Source organism: Streptomyces sp. bgisy159, from assembly GCF_057707805.1.
This window is the reverse complement of record NZ_JBYIQX010000028.1, coordinates 84,976-104,045: the sequence shown is the minus strand read 5'-3', so window position 1 is coordinate 104,045 and position 19,070 is coordinate 84,976. Positions and strand designations below refer to the sequence as shown.

The 19,070-nt window shown below is 71.5% G+C and carries 15 protein-coding genes, 1 tRNA gene and 1 pseudogene; 15 read left to right on the top strand and 2 right to left on the bottom strand.

From position 1 onward, the window contains the following. Nucleotides 1–553 (bottom strand): annotated as a pseudogene (locus tag AC3ET3_RS24720) (transposase); the annotation flags it as partial. 199 nt (nucleotides 554–752) lie between these two features. Continuing rightward, nucleotides 753–824: transfer RNA gene (locus tag AC3ET3_RS24715), tRNA-Arg, on the bottom strand. A 108-nt stretch (nucleotides 825–932) separates the two neighbouring features. Here AC3ET3_RS24715 and AC3ET3_RS24710 point away from each other — a divergent pair. From AC3ET3_RS24710 to AC3ET3_RS24640, 15 genes are all read left to right on the top strand, one after another. Next, entirely contained in the window at nucleotides 933–1,424 is a 492-nt protein-coding gene (locus AC3ET3_RS24710) for a response regulator (RefSeq protein ID WP_435612904.1), read from the top strand. Between the two features lie 170 nt (nucleotides 1,425–1,594). Continuing rightward, the gene (nrtL, locus tag AC3ET3_RS24705; protein WP_435612903.1) at nucleotides 1,595–2,734 is read left to right on the top strand and encodes an ArgS-related anticodon-binding protein NrtL; all 1,140 of its coding nucleotides are present in this window, start codon (nucleotides 1,595–1,597) and stop codon (nucleotides 2,732–2,734) included. Nucleotides 2,735–2,795: 61 nt separating this feature from the next. Further along, nucleotides 2,796–4,187: a diaminopimelate decarboxylase gene (lysA, locus tag AC3ET3_RS24700; protein ID WP_435612902.1), complete on the top strand. Its 1,392-nt coding sequence runs from the start codon at nucleotides 2,796–2,798 to the stop codon at nucleotides 4,185–4,187. Between the two features lie 211 nt (nucleotides 4,188–4,398). After that, a complete protein-coding gene (locus tag AC3ET3_RS24695) occupies nucleotides 4,399–5,697 on the top strand; it encodes a homoserine dehydrogenase (protein WP_432134187.1) in 1,299 nt (432 codons plus the stop codon). Between the two features lie 6 nt (nucleotides 5,698–5,703). Continuing rightward, nucleotides 5,704–6,762 carry a threonine synthase gene (gene thrC / locus AC3ET3_RS24690; RefSeq protein ID WP_432134104.1) on the top strand — a complete coding sequence of 353 codons (1,059 nt, stop codon included), beginning with the start codon at nucleotides 5,704–5,706 and terminating at the stop codon, nucleotides 6,760–6,762. Between the two features lie 253 nt (nucleotides 6,763–7,015). Then, entirely contained in the window at nucleotides 7,016–8,062 is a 1,047-nt protein-coding gene (gene thrB / locus AC3ET3_RS24685; RefSeq protein WP_435612901.1) for a homoserine kinase, read from the top strand. A gap of 415 nt (nucleotides 8,063–8,477) precedes the next feature. Then, nucleotides 8,478–10,478 (top strand): transcription termination factor Rho, encoded by a 2,001-nt coding sequence (gene rho, locus AC3ET3_RS24680; protein ID WP_432134106.1) that lies wholly within the window; start codon nucleotides 8,478–8,480, stop codon nucleotides 10,476–10,478. A gap of 208 nt (nucleotides 10,479–10,686) precedes the next feature. Next, nucleotides 10,687–12,468: a trypsin-like serine protease gene (locus tag AC3ET3_RS24675; RefSeq protein ID WP_432155834.1), complete on the top strand. Its 1,782-nt coding sequence runs from the start codon at nucleotides 10,687–10,689 to the stop codon at nucleotides 12,466–12,468. Nucleotides 12,469–12,682: 214 nt separating this feature from the next. Continuing rightward, nucleotides 12,683–13,789 (top strand): LCP family protein, encoded by a 1,107-nt coding sequence (locus AC3ET3_RS24670; RefSeq protein WP_435612900.1) that lies wholly within the window; start codon nucleotides 12,683–12,685, stop codon nucleotides 13,787–13,789. A 205-nt stretch (nucleotides 13,790–13,994) separates the two neighbouring features. Beyond that, nucleotides 13,995–14,219: a 50S ribosomal protein L31 gene (rpmE, locus tag AC3ET3_RS24665; RefSeq protein ID WP_019326867.1), complete on the top strand. Its 225-nt coding sequence runs from the start codon at nucleotides 13,995–13,997 to the stop codon at nucleotides 14,217–14,219. Nucleotides 14,220–14,329: 110 nt separating this feature from the next. Further along, nucleotides 14,330–15,397 (top strand): peptide chain release factor 1, encoded by a 1,068-nt coding sequence (prfA, locus tag AC3ET3_RS24660; RefSeq protein WP_432134109.1) that lies wholly within the window; start codon nucleotides 14,330–14,332, stop codon nucleotides 15,395–15,397. A gap of 51 nt (nucleotides 15,398–15,448) precedes the next feature. Then, nucleotides 15,449–16,294: a peptide chain release factor N(5)-glutamine methyltransferase gene (gene prmC / locus AC3ET3_RS24655; RefSeq protein ID WP_432134110.1), complete on the top strand. Its 846-nt coding sequence runs from the start codon at nucleotides 15,449–15,451 to the stop codon at nucleotides 16,292–16,294. Nucleotides 16,295–16,343: 49 nt separating this feature from the next. Beyond that, nucleotides 16,344–16,991 (top strand): L-threonylcarbamoyladenylate synthase, encoded by a 648-nt coding sequence (locus AC3ET3_RS24650; RefSeq protein ID WP_435612899.1) that lies wholly within the window; start codon nucleotides 16,344–16,346, stop codon nucleotides 16,989–16,991. Continuing rightward, nucleotides 16,988–17,671 (top strand): arsenate reductase/protein-tyrosine-phosphatase family protein, encoded by a 684-nt coding sequence (locus AC3ET3_RS24645; protein ID WP_432134112.1) that lies wholly within the window; start codon nucleotides 16,988–16,990, stop codon nucleotides 17,669–17,671. Before AC3ET3_RS24650 ends, AC3ET3_RS24645 begins: the two co-directional genes overlap by 4 nt. A gap of 72 nt (nucleotides 17,672–17,743) precedes the next feature. Continuing rightward, entirely contained in the window at nucleotides 17,744–18,982 is a 1,239-nt protein-coding gene (locus tag AC3ET3_RS24640) for a serine hydroxymethyltransferase (RefSeq protein ID WP_432155832.1), read from the top strand. Nucleotides 18,983–19,070 lie beyond the last annotated feature (88 nt).

The window sequence follows — 19,070 nt, the reverse complement described above, 5'->3', positions numbered from 1 at the left end:
TCTGCGCGGTGTGGTGCAGGGGCAGGTTGCGTAGGCCGGTGGACCGGGCGGCCCGGATCCGGTCCTCGGCCCTGGCCCGCAGCCGGTGACGGAGCTCGAGGGTGGCGATCGGCCGGTCAGGAGTGTTGGTCGCGAAGCACGTGATCCGCATGCCGTCCGCGTCTGTGATCCTCAACTGGGCGCCAGGATGGGGCCGTTCCTTGCGGATGATCAGTCGCATGCCCTTGGGCCAGCAGTCCAGGAGCTTGCCGGTGAGCTCGGCGATCCAGGCCCCGTCACGGGTCTCACCGTTGGTCTCGACGGCTGGGGTCCAGGCTGAGGCGGGGATCTTCAGCACGTGTTCGTGGATTGCTTCGGTGATCACCATGCCGACCGAGTAGGACAGCCATCGGCCTCGTTTCGCGAGCCAGGACACGAAGTCATGAGTGCCGCCGACGGAGTCCGTGCGGATCAGCGTCTGGCGCCCTCGCCGGTAGTGCTTCGGTAGCTGGGCGAGGGCCAGTTCGGCGGTGGTGATGTGGTCGGCAGCGGTCTTTGAGCCAGCGTTTCCCCCCTCATTCTTGCTGGTCAGAGGTACTTTCTGCTTTGCTGACCGCCTGCCGGACAGCCCGCTTCATGAAAGCGCGAGGCGAGGTGTGTCGCGAACGCTGAGAGACAACGAGAGAGAGCGGGAGTCAGTGAGACTGACTCCCGCTCTCTTATGTCGGCATTCGCCCTGGTCAGACCCTGGTTCTTGCTGGCTGACTGGCGAGTGCCCCCGGCAGGATTCGAACCTGCGCACACGGCTCCGGAGGCCGTTGCTCTATCCCCTGAGCTACGGGGGCGTGTCGGTGTGGAGCTTGTTGCTCGCGGCGACGGGTAGAACACTACCAGCTCCTCCGGGGTGGTCATGAACGGGTTTCCGGGGGTCGGGTCCCCCGCAGGGGGCGGAAGTGGGGAAAACCCGGACGCGGTGGCCGGTCCGGACCTACTCTCGAGTTGTGCCGGGCGCGTCGGGGCGGGTGCTTGTCGTGGACGACAACAAGGTCATCCGCCAGCTGATCAGGGTCAATCTCGAACTGGAGGGGTTCGAGGTCGTGACCGCGGCTGATGGTGCCGAGTGCCTGGACGTCGTGCATCAGGTGCAGCCCGATGCCGTCACCCTCGATGTGGTCATGCCCCGCATGGACGGGCTGCGGACCGCCGCTCGTCTGCGCGCCGACCCCCGGACCCGTGATCTTCCGCTCGCCATCGTCAGCGCCTGCACCCAGTACGAGGTCGACGCCGGCCTCGAAGTGGGTGTCGACGCGTTCCTCGCCAAGCCGTTCGAGCCGGCGGAACTCGTCGAGGTCGTTCGGCGCCTGATGGAGCGGACGGGCGGTCAGCGAGGTGAGCCGGTGCTGGGGGAGGGGAGCGAGCCCGGGCGGCTCACCGTCGAGGGGTAGGTAAGGACAGGAACGTCGGGTGACTCTCCCTCGCCCGGTGCGCCCGCCGGGCACCCCCTGCCGGCCGGTCTCCCTCCCTACGGCACCCGTGGCGCAGGACACGTCCACATCCCGGGACCCCGGGTAAACCGGCTCGCCTACCCACCCCCCTCCTCCCATACGCTTGTCCCGTGACCCCCGTCGAGCTCTCCCGCACCGTGCTGCACGCCGTCCGGCGTGCCGTCGAGGCCGGTGAGCTGTGTGTGGAGGTGCCGGCGCTTCCCGCGCGGGTGTCCGTCACGCCGCCGGGGCCCGGGGGGTGCGGGGACTACGCGACCAATGTCGCCCTGCAGCTCGCCCGGCCCGCCGGGCAGCCCCCGCTTCGGGTCGCCGAGGTGCTGCGGCCGTATCTCGACGGTGCCGCCGGTGTCGCCGGTGTCGAGATCACCGGACCCGGGTTCCTGAACATCCGCCTCGACCGCGCCGCCGACGCCGAGCTGGTGCGGACGGTGCTGCGGGACGGGGCGCGCTACGGCCACAGCGACCGCCTCGCCGGGCAGGTCTTCCCGGTGCGCGTCCCCTATGACGTACGCGCCGAGGTGCTGGCCGACGTACTGGCCCGCCTCATCGGCTCGCAGGGCGGGCGTGTCGAGGTCGATCACCGTGAACCCGTGACTCTGCGGCCCGTGCCCGCGCCCGAGGACCCCGCACCGCTCGGCCCGGACGCCGCCCGCTGGGCGCTGCTGCACCCCGCCCCGCACGACCGGCCCCGGATCACCTCCGAGCACCTGGTGCAGCGCGAGAGCAACCCTCTCTTCCTCGTCCGTTACGCCCACGCCCGCACCCGGGCCGTCAGCCGCAACGCCGCCGACCTGGGCTTCGCAGCAGACCTCGGCTCCGCCGAAGACCTTCCCTTCGGCTCCGCCGAACAAGCCGAGCGCATCGAGCAAGCCCAGCGCATCGAGCAAGCCGCGGGCATCGAGCAGGCCGCGCCCGGCCAGTACGCCGAGCACAGCACCCCCCACTCCCTCCTCCTCCCCCTCCTCGCCGACCACCCCCGCCTCCTCGCCTCCGCCGTCACCCACCCCCGCCCTGCGGGCGGCGCGGACGGCACGGGTGGTGCCCCCGACCCCGCCGCCCCCTCCCGCCTGGCCCGCCACCTGGTGGCGGTCGCCGACGCGACGCTCACCTTCCTGCCCACCGTCCTGCCCCGCGGGGCGGAGAAACCCTCGGCCGCCCACCGTGCCCGGCTCGCCCTCGCCGAAGCCGCCGGGACGGTGCTGGCCGGCGGCCTGTCCCTGCTCGGCATCGACGCACCCGACCACCTCTGAGCACAGCGGGGAAGACGAGAAGACACCGCGTGCCAGAGCCCACAGAGAGCCCCACGAAGTCATGAGCCGTTCCGCACACCCCGCCGGGCCCCGCCACGCCGACGTCCTGCCCGAGGGGCACTACACCGCCCCGCCCGCCGATCTGAACGCCCTCGACCCGAAGGTCTGGGCCGAGACGGTCACCCGGGACGACCAGGGCGTGCTCACCGTCGGCGGGATCGACGTCCGGCGGCTCGCCGAGGAGTTCGGCACGCCGGCCTACGTCCTCGACGAGACCGACTTCCGCTCCCGCGCCCGCGCCTGGCGCACCGCCTTCGGTCAGGACGCCGACGTCTTCTACGCCGGCAAGGCGTTCCTGTCCCGGGCCGTGGTGCGCTGGCTGCACGAGGAGGGGCTGAACCTCGACGTCTGCTCGGGCGGCGAGCTGGCCACCGCGCTGTCGGCCGGCATGCCCGCCGACCGGATCGCCTTCCACGGCAACAACAAGTCCGTCGCGGAGATCCGCCGGGCCGTCGAGGCCGGCGTCGGGCGGATCGTGCTCGACTCCTTCCAGGAGATCGTGCGCGTCGCCCACATCGCGCAGGAACTCGGCAAGCGCCAGCGCGTGCAGATCCGCGTCACCGTCGGGGTCGAGGCGCACACCCACGAGTTCATCGCCACCGCCCACGAGGACCAGAAGTTCGGCATCCCGCTGGCCGGCGGGCAGGCCGCCGAGGCGGTGCGGTGGGCGCTGCGGCTGGACGGGATCGAGCTGATCGGGATCCACTCCCACATCGGCTCGCAGATCTTCGACATGTCCGGCTTCGAGGTCGCCGCCCACCGGGTCGTGGGGCTGCTGAAGGAGATCCGGGACGAGCACGGCGTCGAGCTGCCCGAGATCGACCTCGGCGGCGGCCTCGGCATCGCGTACACCAGCGACGACGACCCGCGTGAGCCGCACGAGATCGCCAAGGCGCTCACCGAGATCGTGACGCGCGAGTGCGAGTCCGCCCGGCTCCGCACGCCCCGGATCTCGGTGGAGCCGGGGCGAGCCGTCGTCGGGCCGACCGCCTTCACGCTGTACGAGGTCGGCACGATCAAGCCCCTCGATCACCTCCGCACCTACGTCTCCGTCGACGGCGGCATGTCGGACAACATCCGGACCGCGCTGTACGACGCCGAGTACAGCGTCGCGCTGGTCTCCCGCAGCTCCGACGCCGAGCCGATGCTGACCCGGGTCGTCGGCAAGCACTGCGAGAGCGGCGACATCGTCGTGCGGGACGCGTTCCTGCCCGCCGACCTGGCGCCGGGCGACCTCGTCGCCGTACCCGCGACGGGCGCGTACTGCCGGTCCATGGCGAGCAACTACAACCACGTCCTGCGCCCGCCGGTCGTCGCCGTGCGCGACGGCGAGGCGCGGGTGATCGTCCGCCGTGAGACGGAGGAGGACCTCCTGCGTCTCGACGTCGGATGACCGGGAGCGACCCCGGGCCCGCCCCGGGAGCGTCCCGGCTGACCGAGGAGCGCCCCCGGAAGGCCTCCGGAGAAGACGCGTGGAAGATCTCCTGCGCACCGCGCCCGCGAAAATGAAATAGACGTCTCACGATCCGGACCGGGGATAGAAACTCCGGTCCGGTGGGTGAGACTGGTTCAACCTAGACGGTATGAGGAAACGAGGTCGGATGATGCGTACGCGTCCGCTGAAGGTGGCGCTGCTGGGCTGTGGAGTGGTCGGCTCAGAGGTGGCGCGCATCATGACGACGCACGCCGACGACCTCGCCGCCCGGATCGGTGCCCCCGTCGAGCTGGCGGGCGTGGCCGTGCGGCGGCCCTCCAAGGTGCGTGAGGGTATCGACCCCGCGCTGGTCACCACCGACGCCACCGCCCTCGTCAAACGCGGCGACATCGACGTGGTGGTCGAGGTCATCGGTGGGATCGAGCCCGCCCGGACCCTCATCACCACCGCCTTCGAGCACGGCGCCTCCGTCGTCTCCGCCAACAAGGCCCTGCTCGCCCAGGACGGGGCCGCCCTGCACGCCGCCGCCGGCGAGCACGGCAGGGACCTCTACTACGAGGCGGCCGTCGCCGGCGCCATCCCGCTGATCCGGCCGCTGCGCGAGTCGCTCGCCGGCGACAAGATCAACCGGGTGATGGGCATCGTCAACGGGACGACCAACTTCATCCTCGACAAGATGGACACCACGGGCGCCGGCTACCAGGAGGCCCTCGACGAGGCGACCGCCCTGGGGTACGCCGAGGCCGACCCGACCGCCGACGTCGAGGGGTTCGACGCGGCCGCCAAGGCGGCCATCCTCGCCGGGATCGCCTTCCACACGCGCGTGCGCCTCGACGACGTCTACCGCGAGGGCATGACCGAGGTGACGGCGGCCGACTTCGCCTCCGCCAAGGAGATGGGCTGCACCATCAAGCTGCTCGCCATCTGCGAGCGGGCGAAGGACGGCGGCTCGGTCACCGCCCGCGTGCACCCGGCCATGATTCCGCTCACTCACCCGCTCGCCTCCGTGCGAGGGGCGTACAACGCGGTGTTCGTCGAGTCGGACGCGGCGGGCCAGCTGATGTTCTACGGGCCCGGCGCCGGCGGCGCGCCCACGGCCTCCGCCGTCCTCGGCGACCTCGTCGCCGTCTGCCGCAACCGGCTCAGCGGGGCGACGGGGCCCGGCGAGTCGGCGTACGCCGCGCTGACCGTCTCGCCCATGGGCGAGGTCGTCACGCGGTACCACATCAGTCTGGACGTGGCGGACAAACCGGGTGTTCTCGCCCAGGTCGCCACCGTGTTCTCGGAGCACGGGGTGTCCATCGATACGGTTCGGCAGCAGGGACGGCAGGACGGGGTCGGCGACGCGTCCCTCGTGGTCGTCACCCACCGGGCCTCCGACGCCGCCCTGAACGGGACCGTCGAGGCGCTGCGCAAGCTCGACACCGTGCGGGGTGTCGCCAGCATCATGCGGGTTGAAGGAGAGTAACCAGCAATGACCCACCAATGGCGCGGAATCATCGAGGAGTACCGGGACCGGCTCCCGGTGTCCGACGGCACGCCGGTCGTGACGCTCCGCGAGGGCGGTACGCCGCTCGTGCCCGCGCAGGTGCTCTCCGAGCGCACGGGCTGCGACGTCCACCTCAAGGTGGAGGGCGCGAACCCCACCGGGTCCTTCAAGGACCGGGGCATGACCATGGCCATCAGCAAGGCCAAGGAGGAGGGGGCCAAGGCGGTCATCTGCGCCTCCACCGGCAACACCTCCGCCTCGGCCGCCGCGTACGCGGTGCGCGCGGGCATGGTGTCCGCCGTGCTCGTCCCGCAGGGCAAGATCGCGCTCGGCAAGATGGGCCAGGCGCTCGTCCACGGTGCCAAGATCCTCCAGGTCGACGGCAACTTCGACGACTGCCTCACGCTGGCCCGCGCGCTGAGCGACAACTATCCCGTGGCGCTGGTCAATTCGGTCAATCCGGTGCGTATCGAGGGTCAGAAGACCGCCGCGTTCGAGATCGTGGACATGCTCGGCGACGCGCCCCACATCCACGTCCTGCCGGTCGGCAACGCGGGCAACATCACCGCGTACTGGAAGGGGTACCGGGAGTACGCCGCCGACGGCGTGTCCACCAGGACGCCCCGGATGTGGGGTTTCCAGGCCTCCGGCAGCGCCCCGATCGTGCGCGGCGAGGTCGTCAAGGACCCGTCGACCATCGCCACCGCCATCCGCATCGGCAACCCCGCCTCCTGGCAGTACGCGCTGGCGGCGCGGGACGAGTCCGGCGGCCTCATCGACGAGGTGACGGACCGTGAGATCCTGCGCGCCTACCGGCTGTTGGCCGCACAGGAGGGCGTCTTCGTGGAGCCCGCGTCCGCCGCGTCGGTGGCCGGCCTGCTCAAGGCGGCCGAGCAGGGCAAGGTCGACCCGGGCCAGCGCATCGTCTGCACGGTCACCGGCAACGGTCTGAAGGACCCCGACTGGGCGGTCGCCGGCGCCCCGCAGCCGGTCACCGTACCGGTCGACGCGGCGACGGCGGCCGAGCGCCTGGGGCTCGCCTGACGGGGTAATCCCCACAAGGGGGGCACAGGGGGCTTACGACACGCATCGTGCGCCTCCTGTGCGCCCTATGTCGCCACAGAACCTTCCTTCGATAGGCTGGGAGGAACCCGCCCGCCGCATGTGCCTCGCTCGCACATGCCGCCGTGCCTCGCGCTGTGCCGCAGTACGGCGCCGTCCCGGGGCGTTCCGGGTGTCTCCCGTACGTATCGAATGTCATTCGACAGTTCCGCAGCTCAAGGAGAGTCAACGAGCGATGGCCGGTCCAGCGTTCCGCGCCGCCGCCGTCCGGGTGCGCGTCCCCGCCACCAGCGCCAACCTCGGCCCGGGCTTCGACGCCCTCGGCCTCGCGCTGGGGCTCTACGACGACGTCGTCGTCCGGGTGGCCGACTCCGGGCTGCACATCGACATCGCGGGCGAGGGCAGCGAGACGCTGCCGCGCGACGAGAAGCACCTCCTCGTCCGCTCCCTGCGAGCCGCCTTCGACGCCCTGGGCGGCCAGCCGCGCGGCCTGGAGATCGTCTGCGCCAACCGCATCCCGCACGGCCGCGGCCTCGGCTCCTCCTCGGCCGCCATCTGCGCCGGCATCGTCGCCGCGCGCGCCGTGACCATAGGCGGCGAGTCCCGGCTCGACGACGCGGCGCTGCTGGAGCTCGCCACCGAGATCGAGGGTCACCCCGACAACGTCGCGGCCTGTCTGCTCGGCGGCTTCACCCTCTCCTGGATGGAGGCGGGCGCCGCGCGGGCGATCAGGATGGACCCCTCGGATTCCATCGTTCCGGTGGTTTTCGTGCCCGGGAAGCCGGTACTCACCGAAACGGCGCGCGGCCTGCTCCCGCGCACCGTGCCGCATGTGGACGCCGCCGCCAACGCCGGCCGCGCCGCACTGCTCGTCGAGGCCCTGACCAGGCGTCCCGAGCTGCTGCTGCCCGCCACCGAGGACCGCCTGCACCAGGAGTACCGCGCCCCCGCCATGCCGGAGAGCGCGGCGCTGGTGGAGCGGCTGCGCGCCGACGGGGTCCCCGCGGTGATCTCCGGTGCCGGACCGACCGTGATGGCGCTGGCCGACGCGGATTCCGCGGCCAAGGTCGAGGCGCTGGCCGGCACCGACTGGGCCGCCAACCGGCTGAGCCTGGACCTGCGCGGCGCGAGCGTCCTGCCGCTGGCCCCGCCCGGCGACAGGACCACCGGTGAGCAGGGCGCCGGCGGCGCGGTCGCCGGCGGACGAACGACGGGGGAAAGGTCCGGTGAGGGCGGTTCCGGCGACACGGTCTCCGGCGGCACGGCTTCCGGTGACAGCTGAAAGGCCGCGGTTGCCGGATTTGGAGAGGGGGAATGTTTGTTGGATCCGGTAGTGTTAACCTCAAGTCTGCACCCGACCCCACCATGGCGAGGTGCCTCGTGTCCCCGTCCGGGACAGACATTCTTCCGGGAGCTCCCCGAGTCGCACTGCGTTCCGTACGACGTACCTGGGCAGTACGCCGTACAGCGACGCTGAGCGGTCCCCAGGGCACGCTCCGGAATCGGTGCGACCGCGCCACGTGACACTGACACCGGGTGCCACGGCTCGTCGGGGAAGCGCCGTCACCAGAAATTCTCTTCCGCCGCTTTGGCGGACCACCGCCCCGGCTCCGTCCGCACAGCAAGGACCGGATCCGGACAGCACAACCGGTCGCCGAGCCAGACAGGCCGACGTCCGCTCCAGGGAAGGACCCTTCGTGAGCGACACCACCGATCTGATGGGCGCACGTGTCGAGGAGACCGCTGCCGCGCCCGCCACGGACGCCTCCGCGCCTGCCACCGGTGCCGGCTCCCGGCGGCGCCGCGGTACCGGCCTCGAGGGCATGGTGCTGGCCGAGCTGCAGCAGGTCGCATCCGGCCTCGGAATCAGGGGCACCGCGCGGATGCGCAAGAGCCAGCTGATCGAGGTCATCAAGGAGGCGCAGGCCGCGGGCGGCGCCGCCGCCCCGCAGGCCGACGCCGCCGCCGAGACCAAGCCGAAGCGCCGCGCCACCTCGCGCACCCGTACGGGTGAGGAGAGCGCCGACAAGGCCGACAAGAAGGCCGCGGCGAAGGCCGCCGAGGCGCCGGCCGAGAAGGCCGCGGCCCAGCAGCAGATCGAGATCCCCGGCCAGCCCCAGCCGACGAACACCGAGGCACCCGCCGAGCGTCGGGGCCGGCGCCGGGCCACCGCCGAGGCGGGTGCCCCGGGCGGCACCGCCACCGAGACGGTCACCGCCGAGGCCAGGACCGAGACGAAGGCCGAGACGCCCGCCCAGCAGCCGCAGGGCGAGGCCAAGGCCGACGGCAAGAGCGACGCCGGCGAGGCCGAGGGCCGCCGCCGCGACCGCCGCGAGCGCGGCCGGGACCGTGACCGCCGCGGCAAGGGCGACGACCAGCAGGGCCAGCAGCGCGGTCAGCAGCAGGGCCAGCAGCAGGGCGGCGGCCGCCAGGACCGCCAGCAGGACGACGGCTACGACGACGAGGCGGGCGGCCGCCGGGGCCGTCGCGGCCGCTACCGCGACCGCCGTGGCCGCCGTGGCCGCGACGAGGTCAACGAGCCGCAGATCGCCGAGGACGACGTCCTGATCCCCGTCGCGGGCATCCTGGACATCCTCGACAACTACGCCTTCATCCGGACCTCCGGCTACCTGCCCGGCCCGAACGACGTGTACGTCTCCCTCGCCCAGGTCCGCAAGAACGGCCTGCGCAAGGGCGACCACATCACCGGCGCGGTCCGCCAGCCCAAGGAGGGCGAGCGCCGCGAGAAGTTCAACGCGCTGGTGCGCCTGGACTCCGTCAACGGCATGGCGCCCGAACACGGCCGCGGCCGACCGGAGTTCAACAAGCTGACCCCGCTCTACCCGCAGGACCGCCTGCGGCTGGAGACGGACCCCGGCGTCCTGACCACCCGCATCATCGACCTCGTCTCGCCCATCGGCAAGGGCCAGCGCGGTCTGATCGTGGCCCCGCCGAAGACCGGCAAGACCATGATCATGCAGGCGATCGCCAACGCGATCACCCACAACAACCCCGAGTGCCACCTGATGGTCGTCCTCGTCGACGAGCGTCCGGAAGAGGTCACCGACATGCAGCGGTCGGTCAAGGGCGAGGTCATCTCCTCGACCTTCGACCGCCCGGCCGAGGACCACACCACGGTCGCCGAACTCGCCATCGAGCGCGCCAAGCGACTGGTGGAGCTGGGTCACGACGTGGTCGTCCTGCTCGACTCGATCACGCGTCTGGGCCGTGCCTACAACCTGGCCGCCCCGGCCTCCGGCCGCATCCTGTCCGGTGGTGTCGACTCGACCGCCCTGTACCCGCCGAAGCGCTTCTTCGGTGCGGCCCGCAACATCGAGGACGGCGGCTCGCTGACCATCCTCGCCACCGCCCTGGTGGACACCGGGTCCCGCATGGACGAGGTGATCTTCGAGGAGTTCAAGGGCACCGGCAACATGGAGCTCAAGCTCGACCGGAAGCTCGCCGACAAGCGCATCTTCCCCGCGGTGGACGTCGACGCGTCCGGCACCCGCAAGGAGGAGATCCTGCTCGGCGCCGAGGAGCTCGGCATCGTCTGGAAGCTGCGCCGGGTGCTGCACGCGCTCGACCAGCAGCAGGCGATCGAGCTGCTCCTCGACAAGATGAAGCAGACCAAGTCGAACGTCGAGTTCCTGATGCAGATCCAGAAGACGACGCCGACCCCGGGCAACGGCGACTGAGCCACAGCCCAACGGCCCGGCCGTTACAGGGAGTCCCGCTCCTCACTTCAGGTGAGGGGCGGGACTTCCGTCGTACGGGGGCCTTGTAGGATCGGCGGCCTGTAGTGGGGGGGAACGTATTTTCTGATACGCCCACGGAGTTCGGTCATGCCCGCCCGTGGGTCCTTCTCTCTCCTGCAAGCATCCTTACTGCGACAGGAGATCCTGAGTGACATCTACCTCTCGAAGAGCCCGCAGAGCTCTTCCGGCGGCCGCCGCCGCACTCGCGCTGGGAAGTGCGGTGCTCACGGCGGCTCCGGCCGAGGCGACCGACCCGGCTCCGCTTCCGGCCCCCCGGGCCGCGCAGAAGCCGGCCGGCGCCTCCCAGGCCGAACTCCTCCGGCGGATCGAGGGCGCCCAGGCCGCGCTGAAGGAGGACAGCACCACCCCGGCGGCCGAGCCCGAGGCCGACGCAAGCCCCTCTGCGTCCACCTCGACCACCGTCGATCCGAAGATCATCGGTGGTACGCAGGCCAGCATCTCCGAGGCGCCGTGGATGGTGCAGCTGCACTACTACGACGACAAGGGCACCGCGGACACCTCCGACGACGAGGGCTACTTCTGCGGTGGCACGCTGGTGGCCCCTGCCAAGGTCCTCACCGCCGCGCACTGCGTGTACGGGCTGGACTGGAGGAACAAGGGCGCCATCCTGGCCGGCACCAGCCAGCTGCCGGACGGCAGTGATCTGCACGGCGGCCAGGTCGCCAACGTGGCACGCCAGTGGGTCAGCCCGACGTTCGACCTCGCCACCGTCACCGGCGGCGACCTCGCGGTGCTGACGCTGGACAGGCCGCTGCCGTACAAGACGCTCCAGGTGACGTCCAGCTCCGACACCGTCTCGTACAAGTCCGGCACCCCGGCGACCGTCTACGGCTGGGGGCGCACCAGCTCCACCAGCGACGACATCTCGCTGACGCTGAAGAAGGCGTCCGTGCCGATGCAGGCGGACTCCGCCTGCACGTCGTACTACGGCGCCGACTTCGTGCCCGGCCAGATGGCCTGCGCCGGCGACCCGGCCACCGGCCAGGACGCCGGTACGGTCTCGCCGTGCAACGGTGACTCCGGTGGCCCGCTGGTGGTCAACGGCCGCATCGCGGGCGTGGTGTCGTGGGGCGTCGAGGACTGTGTGGAGTCGGGCGCGTACAGCGTCTACGCCAAGACCCGTTCCTACGTGGGCGCGATCAACGAGCGCGTCGACGACACGGACCTCAACTTCGACGGACTGGCGGACCTGTTCGCCCGTACGTCCGGCGGCGAGGCGTTCGAGTACTACGCGCGTCCCGGCGCCACGCTGGGCAACCGCTACTCGCTCGGCGACTGGAGCGGCGTCAACCTGGTCCGTCAGGCCGACCTCAACCGGGACACGTATCAGGACTACCTGATCCGCACCCCGGACGGCTCGCTGTACTTCTTCGGTTTCAACGGCGTCGACAGCTACGAGACGCTCCGCATCGGCGGCGGCTGGAACGTCATGAAGAACATCGTCGTTCCCGGCGACCTGTCCGGCGACGGTCTGCCCGACCTGCTCGCCCAGGACAACAACGGCGACCTGTGGATGTACCCGGGCAAGGGCAACGGGTTCTTCGGCACCCGCATCAAGGCCGGCTGGGGGTGGGGCGCCCTGACCATCTTCGGCAAGGGCGACTACACCAACGACGGCAAGCCCGACCTGCTGGCCCGCGACAGCTCCGGCACCCTGTGGCTCTACCCGGGCCGCGGTGTGGGCAGCTGGCCGCTGGGCAGCCGGGTCAAGGCCGGCTGGGGCTGGAACTTCAACGCCTACGTCACCACCGGTGACGTCAACGGCGACGGCAAGGCCGACCTGGTGACCCGGGACGGCTCGGGCAACCTGTGGCTGTACCCCGGCCGCGGTGTCGCCTCCATGCCGTTCACGGGCAGCACCCGCGTCAAGGTCGGCTGGGGCTGGCAGGGCTTCAACCTGTTCGGCTGACCCCGCCACCACGCCCGTCCAGGGCACCGAGGGCCGCTCCGGGATCTCCCGGGGCGGCCCTTCCTGTGGGTCCGCTGTGCGTTTCCCGTGCGTTCCCGTCGTTTCCTGTGCCAATCGCTACAGGGGAGACATGTGGGGATGTGCAACCCCCTGCCCGCCGCGCCCGTCTCAGTGGACGGAGTGAAGATGGAGCCGTAGGGAACCCGAGGTGTACATGTCCGCCAAGAGCACGCCGGAGCCCGGCATACGTCGTCACCGCTCCCGTGGCCGCCGCAAGGCCCGGGGCAGGCGGGGGAGCCTGGCGGTGGCGGCTTGGGTGGCCGCGGGCGTCGTCGTGCTCGGCGGGGCCGGCGCCGGCTTCCTGTACCTCAAGCTCAACGGCAACATCACCAGCGTCGACATCAACCAGGTGCTGGGCACCGACCGCCCCGCCAAGCCCGGCAACGGCTCCGAGAACATCCTGGTCCTCGGCTCGGACACCCGCTCCGGCGCCAACAAGGAGCTCGGCGGCGGCCCCGACGACGGCAGCGCCCGGTCCGACACCGCGATGGTCGTCCACGTGTACGAGGGCCGTGAGAAGGCCACCGTGGTCTCCATCCCCCGCGACACGCTCATCGACCGCCCCGAGTGCACGGACGTCCGCGGTGTCACCCACGACGCGGCCCGCAGGGTGATGTTCAACTCGGCGTACTCCACCGGCGGCGCGCCCTGCGCGGTCAAGACGGTCGAGTCGCTCACCGGGATCCGCATGGACCACTACCTGGAGGTCGACTTCTCCGGCTTCCGGAAGCTGATCGACGAACTGGGCGGCGTGGAGATCACCACCACCAAGGACATCGACGACCCCGACAGCCACCTGAGGCTGAAGGCCGGAACCCACACCCTCGACGGCGAGCAGGCCCTCGGCCTGGTCCGTACCCGGCACGGTGTGGGCGACGGCTCCGACCTCGGCCGCATCCAGCTGCAGCAGGCCTTCGTCAAGGCGCTCATCGAGCGGGTCGACCACATCGGCGTGCTCACCAGCCCCAAGAAGCTGTACGACCTCGCCGACGCGGCCACCAAGGCCGTCACCACCGACTCCGACCTCGGCTCGGTCACCTCCCTGATGTCCTTCGCGGACGGCCTGAAAGGCATCGGCGCCGACAACATGACCATGATCACCCTGCCGGTCCGCTACGACGCCGACGACCCCAACCGCGTCGTCGTCGTCCCGGCCAAGGCCCGGCAGGTCTGGACGGCCCTGAAGCACGACCGGCCGGTCCCCGGGACGGCGACCGAGGGCACGGCCACCGGCGACGCCCGGGGCGTGGCCACCCCCTGAGGGGGAGGGGCCGTACCTGCACGGGCACCCCAGTGCGGGCACGGCCGGCTGCCCGGGCTCCCCGGGCCGGCGCCGGGAATACTTCCGCCCACCCCCCGGTTTGGGCTGATGGCGCCAGTCCTGGCAGACTGGTACGTCGGCTCCGGTTCACGCTCTCGCAGCCCGCGACGGCGACCCGGCGCCCTCCCGAAACCTAGGAGACACCTTGAAGCGCGACATCCACCCCGAGTACGTCGAGACGCAGGTCAGCTGCACCTGCGGCGCGTCGTTCACCACCCGGAGCACCATCGAGTCCGGCACCATCCGTGCCGAGGTCTGCTCCGAGTGCCACCCGTTCTACACGGGCAAGCAGAAGATCCTCGACACCGGTGGCCGTGTGGCCCGCTTCGAGGCCCGCTTCGGCAAGGCTGCCGCCGGCTCCAAGAAGTAGCGAGCCCCTTTTCGCCGGTCCACGGCCGCGCCCCCGCCCGGGGTGCGTCCGGGACCGGCGTTTTTGGTCGCCCGCCACTTCACCCCCCGTACGCACACAGGAGCCCCAAGATGTTCGAGGCCGTCGAGGAACTGGTCACCGAGCACGCTGACCTGGAGAAGAAGCTCGCGGACCCCTCGGTCCACGCCGACCAGGCCAACGCGCGCAAGCTCAACAAGCGCTACGCCGAGCTCACCCCGATCGTCGCCGCCTACCGCTCCTGGAAGCAGACCGGCGACGACATCGAGACCGCCCGCGAACTCGCCGCCGACGACCCGGACTTCGCGGCCGAGGTCAAGGACCTCACCGAACAGCGCGAGGAGCTGACGGAGAAGCTCCGCCTGCTGCTCGTCCCGCGCGACCCGAGCGACGACAAGGACGTCATCCTGGAGATCAAGGCGGGCGCCGGCGGCGACGAGTCCGCCCTGTTCGCCGGGGACCTGCTGCGCATGTACCTGCGGTACGCCGAGCGCGTCGGGTGGAAGACCGAGATCATCGATGCCACCGAGTCCGAGCTGGGCGGCTACAAGGACGTCCAGGTCGCCGTGAAGGCCCGCGGCCAGCTGGAGCCCGGGCAGGGCGTCTGGGCCCGGCTGAAGTACGAGGGCGGCGTGCACCGCGTGCAGCGCGTCCCCGCCACCGAGTCCCAGGGCCGCATCCACACCTCCGCCGCCGGCGTCCTCGTCACCCCCGAGGCCGAGGAGGTGGACGTCGAGATCAACCCGAACGACCTGCGCGTCGACGTCTACCGCTCCTCCGGGCCCGGCGGGCAGTCCGTCAACACCACCGACTCCGCCGTGCGCATCACGCACATCCCCACCGGGGTCGTCGCCTCCTGCCAGAACGAGAAGAGCCAGCTGCAGAACAAGGAGCAGGCGATGCGTATCCTGCGCTCCAGGCTGCTCGCCATGGCGCAGGAGGAGGCGGAGAGGGAGGCCGCCGACGCCCGCCGAAGCCAGGTCCGCACCGTCGACCGCTCCGAGAAGATCCGCACCTACAACTTCCCGGAGAACCGCATCTCGGACCACCGCGTCGGCTTCAAGGCGTACAACCTGGACCAGGTCCTGGACGGCGAACTCGACGCGGTGATCCAGGCGTGCATCGACGCGGACTCGGCGGCGAAGCTCGCGGCCGCGTAAGGACCCTGAGGACCCCCCTACGCACGAACCAGTACGACACGGAGGACTCGCGTGAACCTGCTGCTCGCGGAGGTGGCCCAGGCCACCCAGCGGCTGGCCGACGCCGGCGTGCCCTCGCCGCGCACCGACGCGGAGGAGCTCGCCGCGTTCGTGCACGGCGTCAAGCGCGGCGAACTCCACAGCGTGAAGGACTCCGACTTCGACGCCCGGTACTGGGAGGTCATCGCCCGGCGCGAGCAGCGCGAGCCGCTGCAGCACATCACCGGGCGGGCCTACTTCCGCTATCTGGAGCTCCAGGTCGGGCCGGGCGTCTTCGTGCCCCGGCCCGAGACCGAGTCCGTGGTCGGCTGGGCCATAGACGCGGTGCGCGCCATGGACGTGGTCGAGCCCTGCATCGTCGACCTGTGCACCGGCTCCGGCGCCATCGCCCTCGCGCTCGCCCAGGAGGTCCCGCGCTCGCGGGTGCACGCCGTGGAGCTCTCCGAGGACGCCCTGGTGTGGACCCGCAAGAACATGGCCGGCTCCCGGGTCGACCTGCGCCAGGGCAACGCCCTGGACGCCTTCCGCGACCTCGACGGCCAGGTCGACCTGGTCGTCTCCAACCCGCCGTACATCCCGCTCACCGAGTGGGAGTACGTCGCCCCGGAGGCCCGCGACTACGACCCCGAGCTGGCGCTGTTCTCGGGCGAGGACGGCCTCGACCTGATCCGGGGCATCGAACGCACCGCGCACCGCCTGCTGCGGCCCGGCGGCGTCGTCGTCATCGAGCACGCCGACACCCAGGGCGGCCAGGTGCCGTGGATCTTCACCGAGGAGCGGGGCTGGGCCGACGCGGCCGACCACCCCGATCTCAACAACCGGCCGCGCTTCGCGACCGCGCGCAAGGCGCTGCCGTGACCACCCCCACTTCGATCCCGCAGTACGTGTACGAGGAGGCCCGCTAGTTATGGCTCGGCGATACGACACCAACGACGCGACCGACCGTGTGACCGGTCTGCGCGAGGCCGCGTCCGCCGTCCGCCGGGGCGAGCTCGTGGTGCTGCCCACGGACACGGTCTACGGCATCGGCGCCGACGCCTTCGCCAAGGACGCCGTCGGCGACCTGCTGCAGGCCAAGGGCCGGGGCCGCAACATGCCCACCCCCGTGCTGATCGGCTCGCCCAACACCCTGCACGGCCTGGTCACCGACTTCTCCGAGCTGGCCTGGGAGCTGGTCGACGCGTTCTGGCCGGGCGCTCTCACGCTCGTCGCCAAGCACCAGCCGTCCCTGCAGTGGGACCTGGGCGACACCCGGGGCACCGTCGCCGTGCGCATGCCGCTGCACCCCGTCGCCATCGAGCTGCTCACCGAGGTCGGCCCGATGGCCGTGTCCTCTGCCAACCTCACCGGCCACCCCGCGCCGGAGAACTGCGACGAGGCGCAGGGCATGCTCGGCGACTCCGTCTCCGTCTACCTCGACGGCGGCCCCACCCCCGGCAACGTCCCCTCGTCGATCGTGGACGTCAGCCGCGAGGTGCCGCTGCTGCTGCGCGAGGGGGCCATCTCCGCCGACGATCTGCGCAAGGTGGTACCCGACCTCGAGGTGGCCAATTGACAGCCCCTGACGCGGGGCGTGGCATAGGCGGCGGGGAACGGGCCGCGGAGATCACGACGACCTTCGTCGGGCTGCCGCGCGACTGCTTCCGCATCCTGCACGTCAGCACCGGCAACGTGTGCCGCTCGCCCATCACCGAGCGGCTGACCCGCCATTTCGTGGCGGAGCGGCTCGGCATGCTCGGCGGCGCGGTGATCGTGGAGAGCGCCGGCACCTGGGGGCACGAGGGCGCGCCCATGGAGTCGCACGCGGAGACCGTGCTCGCCGACTTCGGCGCGGACGCCTCCGGGTTCGTGGGGCGCGAACTGCTCGACGAGCACGTCATCATGGCGGACCTGGTGCTGACGGCCACCCGCGACCACCGGGCGCAGGTGATCTCCATGGGGCACTCGGCGGGGCTGCGGACCTTCACCCTGAAGGAGTTCACCCGGCTGGTGAGGGCCATAGACCCGACCACGCTGCCGCCGCTGGAGGACGGGGTGGTCGTCCGCGCGCGAGCCCTGGTGCGGGCCGCCGCTGCGCTGCGGGGCTGGCTGCTGGCGCCCACCGCCGAGGCGGACGAGGTGTACGACCCCTACGGGGCGCCGCTGACGTTCTTCCGGTCGATCGGGGACGAGATACACCAGGCACTGGATCCGGTGGTGACCGCACTGACCGGGGTGCCGGCCCGGACCGGGTGAAGAACACGGGCGACACGTGACGTACCGGCCTACATTGGACGTACGTCAGCGTCGACGCGTCCGGAGTGCACCATGACGGTCAGTCACACCCTCGAAACCGACGTCCTGCGCCGGCAGGACCCCGAACTGGCCGAGATCCTGTACGCGGAGCGGACGCGGCAGGCGCGCACGCTGCAGCTGATCGCCGCCGAGAACTTCACCTCGCCGGCCGTGCTGTCCGCGCTCGGCTCGCCCCTGGCGAACAAGTACGCGGAGGGCTATCCGGGTGCCCGGCACCACTCCGGCTGCGAGATCGTCGACGTGGCCGAGCGGATCGCCGTGGACCGGGCGAGGGAGCTGTTCGGCGCTGAGCACGCCAACGTCCAGCCGCACTCCGGCTCGTCGGCCGTGCTGGCCGCCTACGCGGCGCTGCTGCGTCCCGGCGACACCGTGCTGGCCCTCGGTCTGCCGCACGGCGGCCACCTCACCCACGGCTCGCCCGCGAACTTCTCCGGCCGCTGGTTCGACTTCGTCCCCTACGGGGTGGACGCCGAGACCGGCCTCATCGACTACGACCAGATGCGCACCCTCGCCCACACCCACCGGCCGAAGGCGATCGTGTGCGGCTCGATCGCCTATCCGCGCCACATCGACCACGCGTACTTCCGGGCCGTGGCCGACGAGGTGGGCGCCTGTCTGATCGCCGACGCCGCGCACCCCATCGGGCTGGTCGCGGGTGGCGCGGCGCCCAGCCCGGTGCCGTACGCCGACATCGTGTGCGCCACGACGCACAAGGTGCTGCGCGGCCCGCGCGGCGGCATGCTGCTGTGCGGCGCGGACCTGGCCGAGCGCGTCGACCGGGCCGTCTTCCCGTTCACCCAGGGCGGGGCGCAGATGCACACCATCGCCGCGAAGGCGGTCGCGTTCGGCGAGGCGGCGACACCGGCGTTCGCCGCGTACGCCCATCAGGTGGTCGCCAACGCGCGAGCGCTCGCCGCCGGTCTGGCGGCCGAGGGGATGGCGGTCACCACCGGGGGTACCGACACCCATCTGATCACCGCGGACCCGTCCCCGCTGGGCGTCGACGGCCGCACCGCGCGGGGCCGGCTGGTGGCCGCCGGGATCGTCCTGGACTGCTGCGCCCTGCCCCACGCGGACGCCCGCGGCCTGCGCCTGGGCACCGCGGCGGTGACCACGCAGGGCATGGGGGAGGCCGAGATGGCGCGGATCGCGGCCCTGATGGCGGGCGTACTGCGGGAGGAGGCCGACGCCAAGCGGGTCCGGGAGGACGTGCGGGACCTGACGGCGGCGTTCCCGCCGTACCCTGACTGAACGGGTCCGAGCCGGTGTCCGTACCCCTTGGGAGCCGGTTACCCGGGGTACTCACAGCCTTGCGTGCAACCATCCTGGCTACCCGGAA

What these genes read in the sequence shown, in the direction of transcription:
- prfA (WP_432134109.1), top strand. Translation starts at nt 14,330, where the DNA reads ATGTTCGAGGCCGTCGAGGAACTGGTCACCGAGCACGCTGACCTGGAG.
- thrC (WP_432134104.1), top strand. Translation starts at nt 5,704, where the DNA reads ATGACCCACCAATGGCGCGGAATCATCGAGGAGTACCGGGACCGGCTC.
- lysA (WP_435612902.1), top strand. Translation starts at nt 2,796, where the DNA reads ATGAGCCGTTCCGCACACCCCGCCGGGCCCCGCCACGCCGACGTCCTG.
- AC3ET3_RS24640 (WP_432155832.1), top strand. Translation starts at nt 17,744, where the DNA reads ATGACGGTCAGTCACACCCTCGAAACCGACGTCCTGCGCCGGCAGGAC.
- AC3ET3_RS24650 (WP_435612899.1), top strand. Translation starts at nt 16,344, where the DNA reads ATGGCTCGGCGATACGACACCAACGACGCGACCGACCGTGTGACCGGT.
- thrB (WP_435612901.1), top strand. Translation starts at nt 7,016, where the DNA reads ATGGCCGGTCCAGCGTTCCGCGCCGCCGCCGTCCGGGTGCGCGTCCCC.
- AC3ET3_RS24670 (WP_435612900.1), top strand. Translation starts at nt 12,683, where the DNA reads ATGTCCGCCAAGAGCACGCCGGAGCCCGGCATACGTCGTCACCGCTCC.
- AC3ET3_RS24695 (WP_432134187.1), top strand. Translation starts at nt 4,399, where the DNA reads ATGCGTACGCGTCCGCTGAAGGTGGCGCTGCTGGGCTGTGGAGTGGTC.